A 7,886-nucleotide genomic window follows, 5' to 3' on the forward strand; every position below is an offset into this window, starting at 1 on the left:
CACCTCCGCAGCCATTTATTGGTGTGGTCTACAGAGGATTATGTCTTTTTAGAGGGGAAAATCCCTAGAACCCCATATTGCACAAAAAACGCCCTCTACTAACCTCTCGTCCCGCGCTGAAAAGCGCACTATTCCATCAACGCCTAAATTTTGAACCGTCAGCAGGACGCTGATGTTTACCGACAGATTGTCCTGATGGTTTGAAACGGAGGCGTCAGGGATTGTGATGCCAGGGATTCATCATTCAGCAGGGAAGTGACCAGGACAATCTGTCGGTGCTTTTTGACTTTCAGGGAGTATTTATGCAGCAGGGTTTATTCAGACAGGAAGCAGTGAGTTATCAGTTTGCCTCAGATCAGGGTGGCGCTTTTGTGCTTCCATCGTTATCCGCACGACTACTGATACTGACAATTCTGGTCTGGGTGATTGCACTGATGTGGTACCTGAACACCCAGCAGTATAAAACCTTCACCCGGGTAAACGGATGGCTGGAAACCACTTCCGGCAGCGTACGGGTTTATTCGGATAATCAGAGCGGCCGTATTAGCAGGCTCATGGTGCGAAACGGGGACATCGTAAGTGAGGGTGATCCGCTACTCCAGATTGACAGCGGGCAAACGCTCAATAACGGCGAAGCTGTGCATTCCGCCATTCTTAATGAGTATTTGTCACAGCAGTCACATCTACAGCAGCGACGGGAAGATCTGAGCACAACTCAGCGCCTGAATCAGCAGAATCTCGAACACCGCATTTCCGAACTTAAAAATGACATCTCCCGGCTGGCTGGTCTGACGGAGGTAGTAGCCCTACGGGTCAGCCTGGCCAGAGACGCAGAACGGTCGGTGAAGAAGCTCGCTGATGCCCGCCTGCTGGCGAAAAACGATCATCGAAACGCTACAGGCACCGTATTGACTCTCGAGCAGGAGCGTCTTGAGTATCAGCGTGAACATGCCGCTAAAGCCGCACAATTAAAAGAGGCGGAAAATGAACTCGCTCGCCTGCCCGCGCTTCACCGTCAGGAGCGACTGGATATTGAGCACCAGCTCAGTAACCTGAAAAATCAGATCCTGCAGTGGGACAGCCAGCATCAGCGCGTTATTACTGCCTCTGTCGGAGGACTGGTTGCCGATCTGGATACTCAGGTCGGCGAATATATTTCTTCAGCACGTCCGCTGCTTGCCATCATCCCTGAAAACCGACAGCTCCATGGCCAGCTGCTGCTTCCCGCACATACTGCCGGGCAAATCGAACCAGGCCAGTCAGTGCGCATCAAACTGGATGCCTTCCCTTATCAGCAATTTGGCGTACTCGAAGGTACTGTAAGCCGGATAGCGGATGACATCATGCCGGCAGAAACGCGCCAGCGCCAGCCTGTCGTGCTGAACGAGCCGGCCTACCTGATTGATGTAACGCTGTCGGCGCAGAGTATTGCCAATTTCGGCGAGCTGTCAGCACTGCGTAGCGGGATGACATTCAGCGCTGATGTAACAACCCGTGAAACCAGCTTCATCGACTGGCTGCTATCGCCTCTATATGCCGTAAAAGGAGCGTGGTGATGAGCACAACACTTGTCTCTTCCAACCCGTTCAACGGCTTTTCCGGTCAGCCACGTCCGCCGGTTATCTATCAGGCTGAAGCGGCAGAGTGCGGACTTGCCTGCCTGTGCATGATCCTGCAGGCACACGGTGACAAACGTTCACTGCGGGAGCTGCGTCAGCAGTACGGTTTATCAATGAAAGGCGCCACGCTGGGCGATCTGATGTCACTGGCCAGAGTGCTGTCACTGTCTACCCGTCCTTTACGCCTCGAACTCTCATCACTGGGAGAGTTACAGACCCCGTGTATCCTGCACTGGGACATGAAACATTTTGTGGTGTTATCCAGGGTGACACGGCGCGGTATTGTGATCCACGATCCTGCGCAGGGTAAGCGTACTATCAGTTTTGAGGAAGCATCGAAACACTTTACCGGCATTGCCCTTGAAGCCTGGCCGGAGCCGGATTTTGAACCGGAAAGTGGTGGACCGCTACTGAAACTCACCACGCTGTTTCACAAAATCAGTGGACTACGCCGGACACTGTTCATCACCTTTATAATCACACTGGTGATTCAGTGCTTCGCCCTGCTTTCCCCCTACTATATGCAGATTGTGGTAGATGAAGCCCTGCCCGCCGGTGCAGACGACTACCTGCTGGCTCTCACCCTCGGCTTTGGTCTGTTTCTGTGCATCGAATGCATTGCCTCTCTGCTCCGCCAGCATGTACTTCTGCACTTTACCAGCCGCCTGCAACTGCTGATGAGCGCCCGTGTGTTTGCCCACCTTCTGCGCTTACCGCTTGGCTGGTTTCACAGTCGTCATACCGGTGACATTATCTCACGGTTCGGCTCGCTGGCAGCGTTACGGGACTTTGTCAGCGCACGGTTTATCACCGTTATCATGGATGGATTGATGGCCGTAGTAACCCTGATAGTGATGTTTATCTATGCACCGGTACTCGCCAGTATTGTCCTGGGCACCGCAATTGGGTACGCCGTCTACCGGCTCATCGCTTACCAGAGCGAGCGCCCACATCATGCAGAAAAACTGGTGCAGGGTGCAAAAGAACAAAGTCATTTCATTGAATCAATCCGCGCCATTCAAACCGTTAAGCAATTTGATCAGGAAGTGAGCCGGCATGCCAGTTGGCTGAATAAACTCACCGCGTCGCTCAACGCCGACATCCATATTGGCAAATGGCGGATGCGAAACACGCTGGCAAAACAGTTTGTCAGCGGCGTCGAGAACCTGCTGGTGATTTATTTCGGTGCGTCCATGGCGATGGAGAATGCATTCACAGTAGGGATGCTCTATGCGTTTATCAGCTATAAAAATCGCTTTGTCACCGCATTCGACAGCCTGGTCTCTACAGCACTTGAATGGCGTATGCTCTCACTTCACCTCGAAAGACTGTCTGACATTGTGCTGTGTGAGCCTGTTCAGCCATTATCGCCGCAAGTTGAAAGCCAGAACGCAACACCGCCCGCACTGACCCTCAGTGAGGTGACCTTCCGCTATGATAGTCTGTCTTCTCCTGTGCTCGACAAAATTTCGTTGCATGTCGACGCCGGCGAGGTTATTGCGATTACCGGTAAGAGTGGCAGCGGAAAATCCACCTTACTCAAATGCATTACCGGTATCAATGATGTAACCAGCGGCAGTATCTCTTTTGGCGGCCATCAGGTAAGTCATGGCGCGTTAAAAGGACGGTCCGCTGCGGTTTATCAGGATGATTCGCTGCTGAGTGGTTCCATTCTGGAAAATATATCCGGATATACCGACACACCCGACATCAAACTCGCCACCGCAGCGGCGCAACTCGCCTGTATCCACCAGGAAATCATCGCTATGCCAATGCAATACCAGACACTGGTGGGTGACATGGGCAGCACCCTCAGCGGCGGACAGGTGCAACGCATAATGCTCGCCCGTGCGCTCTACCAGCAGCCGGATATTCTGTTTCTGGATGAAGCCAGCAGTCATCTGGACATGGGCAACGAAGCGCAGATTAACCACAATCTGAGACAACTTCGCATCACCCGCATCATCATCGCCCACCGGCCACAAACCATCGCGCTGGCAGATCGTGTTTTCGAGTTGCGAAACGGCAAATTACACCCTGTCGCGGGGCACGCGACACCTAACCTTTCTACCCCCAAGGAGAATCAACATGAGCAATGACCACACTATCAACGAGCGCCTCGATCAGCTGTCCCGTCGTGAACTGCAGGTCGCCTACAAAATTATGGAAGGCCTGCCAAACAAGCGTATCGCGACACAGCTTTTTATCAGCGAACGAACGGTAAAATTTCACTGTGCGAATATTTATCGCAAGCTCGACATTCGTAACCGCACCAGTCTGATGGCGTCCTATTATCGCCAGTTTCATCAGCCGTCCCTGCAGTCTGAATAACGGAATAACACCATGGGCTTTCGGATCAGAAACACCGTGACATTCGAAACCGAGCTGATGCTGGTAAACAGTCTGGTTCCTATCGCGGCGGCATCACTTTGCTGCCTGATTTATTTCGCTATCACCGGCCTGCAGCCGAACATGTGGGTCGTGGGCTTCACCTTTAATATCTGCTGGGTGCTGAGCCTCAGAGAAACTATTCTCAGCAGCTACCTGCAGGGCGTGTCGGACACTATTCAGGATTCGCCTTACCTGAAACCGAAAGTTGGCAACAACCGGACTTTCAGACAGCAGACACCCGAAGAAGAAACCGTAAACTAAATCCTGTTGCATAATTAGCAACAACACCAATGGAATGATAAACGTTCAAGGAGAACACTATGAAATCAATGACTACCACCCCTGAAGTACTTAACGAAGCATCTGTAAATGCTGTGGCTGGCGCAGACATCATCACACTGCCGTACGAACGCGATGAAAAGCCCAAGCTCATTCCGCCGCGTTATCACACGCTGGCGCTGTACGAGGAAGGTGGCGACTATCCGGAAGAATCAATCTGGTAATCGCCCAGCCGCATCGCGACGTTGGCAGCTGTCCAGAGGTCGTCGCGATGCCGTATTTTTTCAGCAGGAAACATTCCCTATGACTGACATTCTCGTTCTCGGCAGTAAAGACGATCTCCAAATCCAGCACCTGACCTCTGCACTCAGGGACGCTGGCGCCGGTCCGCTCATTGTAAACACCAACAGCTGCCCTGATTCACTTTCAGCGGTCTGTGAACCGAAAGCTGACAGCTTCGCTCTTTTGGTCGACCAAGAAGTTTTCGAAATCGATCAGTTCTGCAGTTTCTTCTGGCAGCGCTACTATCCTCCCGCCACCCGCAATGCCGTAGACAGCAAAAATGCCCTCAGTTCCCTCTCCCCGCTCTTCTACCATCGCACTGAACACTGGTTCAATCCGCTACCGGCCGTTCGCTTTCATCAGGCAAAACCGGTACAGCTCCGGGAGGCGTTTCAACTTGGTGCGATGATCCCGGAGACTCTGATCAGTAATGACATGGTTCGCCTGCAGCATTTCTGTCAGCGTCATGAGCGTGCCATCATCAAACCAGTTTTCGGCGGGTCGCACACCGTATTAATCAACCGGGATAACCCGGCAGCGCAACTATCAGTATCGTCGGAGCGTCTGCCGGTAACCGTGCAGGAATGTATTGAAGGCGACGATGTCAGAACCTTCGTCATCGGGTCCCGTGTTTTCGCGGCGGCCATTTATTCAGACCAGCCTGACTACCGTATTGATGAGATGGCTTATGCCGAAGCCATTGTGATACCGCAGGATGTTGAAGCGCTGTGCGTGGCAATTTGTCTGCAGTTCGGCATGAAATGGTGCGCCATCGACTGGCGGCGCAACAGCAAGGGAGAATTCATTTTTCTGGAGGCGAATCCGGCCCCCATGTTCTGTCGCTTCGAGGCAGAAACCGGCTTGCCGATTACCGAGACTCTGGTACAGGCGCTGATTAACTGTGACTGACCCACCAGCTTTCACCTGATCCCGAAGTTCACTCAATCGGGGGCAATTTAGCGAAGCCGGTGTTTAATATATGAACATTTTTGGTGCATAACTAGTACAGACGTACCATTTTAGTGCTTTTATTTTAACCAGAAACCAGGGGGACATCGCCGCTTTCGATGATCTGAACGGCCATATTCACAATCATTTTGATAACCGGTTCGCAGGCATAAGCGTCCGATTTCTGATAGCCAATAAACATGGTGTGACCTTCAATCGTGGCAGAAATAAACAACGCAATCAGTCGCCCCTGCTCGACAGTTAAATCCGGATTCATCTGTAGCGAAATGTCCTGGTAAACCTTGCGATAAACTTCGTACATGTGTTCCATCAGTTTATTGATGTGATCATCATGATTCGACAGCGACCATATCTCCGGGAAGAAAATTGTTGTCTCTCTGGTCTGCAAATCCCGGGTGACAAATTCGATCACATTCTGCAGGCATTCTTTAGGTGATGAAGCCTCTTTTTTAAGCTCTTCCAAACGAAGTAAGTAAACACTAATCACATGATCGAGCATGGCTGCCACCAGCTCATCGCGGGTAGCAAAATGGTGCTGAAGATTACCAGCAGAGATACCAACACGTTTCGCTACTTTACGAATGGAAAAGTTATGGTAGCCCTCTTCAATCAGCAGATTTCTCGCTTCCACCAGGATCTGTTTCTGACGCTCCAGACCGGCTTTATATGGCCCGCGTTTTCCCCCTGTTTCACTCTGCTCACTGAGTCTGTTTGGTGACAAGCCGAACTCCTGAATTCCTGAAAAATACCATGTTAAGTATACGTTAATAACTGCCATGAACCTAACGGGATTAAATCCAAAATAGTTCACCTGTACTAGTTTTGGCGCAAATGTTGCTCTTGTCCACTCAGGACACACAAAAACAATTATTTTTTTGCGACTGAGGGAAACCACATGAAAAAGAGCAAAATTGCTTTTGCAGTGGCACTGATGGTGAGCGGCCATTCAGTATCATACGCACAACAAGTGTTTGAAGAAATTAGTGTTGTTGCACAAAAGCGTGAACAGAGTGTCCAGGATGTTGGTATCGCGATTACTGCGCTTACCGGTGACCAGCTTGAAGCGCTGGGTTTTGAGAACGCCCAGCAGGTTACAGCCATGGCTCCGGGTGTACAAACTGTGCAGCCCAACGGCGAGGCAAACTACTCGGTAGGCATACGTGGCGTAACTAACTCGGATTTCACCACTAACGTGGAAAGCCCGGTAGCGCTTTACGTGGATGAAGTGTACATCAGCCAGATGTCCGGCGCAGGTTTCAGCCTGTTCGATGTAGAACGGGTAGAAATTCTCCGCGGCCCGCAGGGCACGCTGTTTGGACGTAACGCCACAGGTGGCCTGGTGCACTTCATCACCCGCAAGCCGACTCAGGATTTTGATGCCTACGCCAAAGTGACCCTCGGCGACTATTCACAGAAAAAATTTGAAGGCGCAGTGGGTGGCGGTCTTACCGATACGCTGGCCGCCCGGGTATCGGTCAATATCAACAAAGCTGACGGCTACGTGGAGAACCGCTATACCGGCAACGATCTGAATAACGCCGATGATAAAACCGTGCGCGCTCAGTTACTGTTCACACCAACGGATAACTTCGATGCGCTGCTCAACGTTCGTTACAGTAAGCAGGATATTGATACCGGCTTTTTTGAAAACGTGAGTTCAATTCGTGCTGGCGAACTTACACCTACCGAAATGAATCCGATTCTGGAATACATCGACAACGACGGCGATGTATATGCCGGTGACTATGACGATCCGGGCTTCAACGAACTGGAAACCAAGGGCGCAACGGCCACGCTGAACTGGCAGATTAACGACGACCTGAAACTGGTGTCCATCACTGACTTTTCCACCGTTGAGCGGACCTACATTGAAGACAGCGACGCGTCGCCGGTATCGTTCTTCAACTTCTTCCTCACCACTGATGCTGAGCAGTTTTCCCAGGAACTCAGGCTGGAAGGGTCTGTTGGCGATCTGCTCTGGGTAGCCGGCGCTTATTATCTGGATCTGGACATCAACGATTCCAACGGTGCCATTTCTGAGCCACTGATTGGCGGTGGCGGTGTCACTGCTGCTGGCAGTGAAGGCGGTTTGTACAATCCGTACCAGTCAGACCTCACCTCTACCTCAGTATTCGCGCAGATTGAATATCCGCTGGCCGATGATCTGACGATGATTGCGGGATTACGTGTGATCCATGACGAGAAAGACTTTGATTTCTCTGTAACAGCCATGGAGTTCCTCGACCCATCTTCGGAGCCGGGATTTGCCGATGCCGACAATATGGTACTGCAAGGCGTTCTCGGCGAGTACACCGCCAGCCGTGAAGTTACCGAAGTGGCAGGACG

The 7,886-nt window shown here is 51.6% G+C and carries 8 protein-coding genes; 7 read left to right on the forward strand and 1 reads right to left on the reverse strand.

The features are described 5' to 3' along the window. Nucleotides 1-302 precede the first annotated feature (302 nt). From Q1L85_RS16630 to Q1L85_RS16655, 6 genes are all read left to right on the forward strand, one after another. Complete coding sequence (locus tag Q1L85_RS16630) at nucleotides 303-1,556, forward strand: HlyD family secretion protein (protein ID WP_300433601.1); 1,254 nt, start codon at nucleotides 303-305, stop codon at nucleotides 1,554-1,556. Then, on the forward strand, nucleotides 1,556-3,718 hold the full coding sequence (locus Q1L85_RS16635) for a peptidase domain-containing ABC transporter (RefSeq protein ID WP_300433602.1): 2,163 nt from the start codon (nucleotides 1,556-1,558) through the stop codon (nucleotides 3,716-3,718). The genes Q1L85_RS16630 and Q1L85_RS16635 overlap by 1 nt, the downstream gene beginning before the upstream one ends. Beyond that, the gene (locus tag Q1L85_RS16640) at nucleotides 3,708-3,950 is read left to right on the forward strand and encodes a helix-turn-helix transcriptional regulator (RefSeq protein ID WP_300433603.1); all 243 of its coding nucleotides are present in this window, start codon (nucleotides 3,708-3,710) and stop codon (nucleotides 3,948-3,950) included. Before Q1L85_RS16635 ends, Q1L85_RS16640 begins: the two co-directional genes overlap by 11 nt. A gap of 36 nt (nucleotides 3,951-3,986) precedes the next feature. After that, nucleotides 3,987-4,271, forward strand: coding sequence for a hypothetical protein (locus Q1L85_RS16645; protein WP_300433604.1), 285 nt, complete (start codon nucleotides 3,987-3,989; stop codon nucleotides 4,269-4,271). 59 nt (nucleotides 4,272-4,330) lie between these two features. After that, entirely contained in the window at nucleotides 4,331-4,513 is a 183-nt protein-coding gene (locus Q1L85_RS16650) for a hypothetical protein (RefSeq protein ID WP_300433605.1), read from the forward strand. Nucleotides 4,514-4,592: 79 nt separating this feature from the next. Then, nucleotides 4,593-5,480 (forward strand): hypothetical protein, encoded by an 888-nt coding sequence (locus Q1L85_RS16655; RefSeq protein WP_300433606.1) that lies wholly within the window; start codon nucleotides 4,593-4,595, stop codon nucleotides 5,478-5,480. Between the two features lie 124 nt (nucleotides 5,481-5,604). On the opposite strand, the gene Q1L85_RS16660 is transcribed toward Q1L85_RS16655, so the two are convergent. After that, on the reverse strand, nucleotides 5,605-6,318 hold the full coding sequence (locus tag Q1L85_RS16660; protein ID WP_300433607.1) for a TetR/AcrR family transcriptional regulator: 714 nt from the start codon (nucleotides 6,316-6,318) through the stop codon (nucleotides 5,605-5,607). A gap of 117 nt (nucleotides 6,319-6,435) precedes the next feature. On the opposite strand from Q1L85_RS16660, the gene Q1L85_RS16665 reads away from it, so the two are divergent. Then, on the forward strand, nucleotides 6,436-7,886 hold a 1,451-nt coding region (locus Q1L85_RS16665; RefSeq protein WP_300433608.1), incomplete at its 3' end, for a TonB-dependent receptor.

This window comes from uncultured Thalassolituus sp. (assembly GCF_950066645.1).
Classification (GTDB): domain Bacteria; phylum Pseudomonadota; class Gammaproteobacteria; order Pseudomonadales; family Oceanobacteraceae; genus Thalassolituus.

Bases quoted from the DNA above. Each gene is read 5' to 3' on its own strand.
- Q1L85_RS16635 (WP_300433602.1), top strand. From the start codon at position 1,556: ATGAGCACAACACTTGTCTCTTCCAACCCGTTCAACGGCTTTTCCGGT.
- Q1L85_RS16660 (WP_300433607.1), bottom strand. From the start codon at position 6,318: ATGGCAGTTATTAACGTATACTTAACATGGTATTTTTCAGGAATTCAG.
- Q1L85_RS16655 (WP_300433606.1), top strand. From the start codon at position 4,593: ATGACTGACATTCTCGTTCTCGGCAGTAAAGACGATCTCCAAATCCAG.
- Q1L85_RS16630 (WP_300433601.1), top strand. From the start codon at position 303: ATGCAGCAGGGTTTATTCAGACAGGAAGCAGTGAGTTATCAGTTTGCC.
- Q1L85_RS16650 (WP_300433605.1), top strand. From the start codon at position 4,331: ATGAAATCAATGACTACCACCCCTGAAGTACTTAACGAAGCATCTGTA.
- Q1L85_RS16640 (WP_300433603.1), top strand. From the start codon at position 3,708: ATGAGCAATGACCACACTATCAACGAGCGCCTCGATCAGCTGTCCCGT.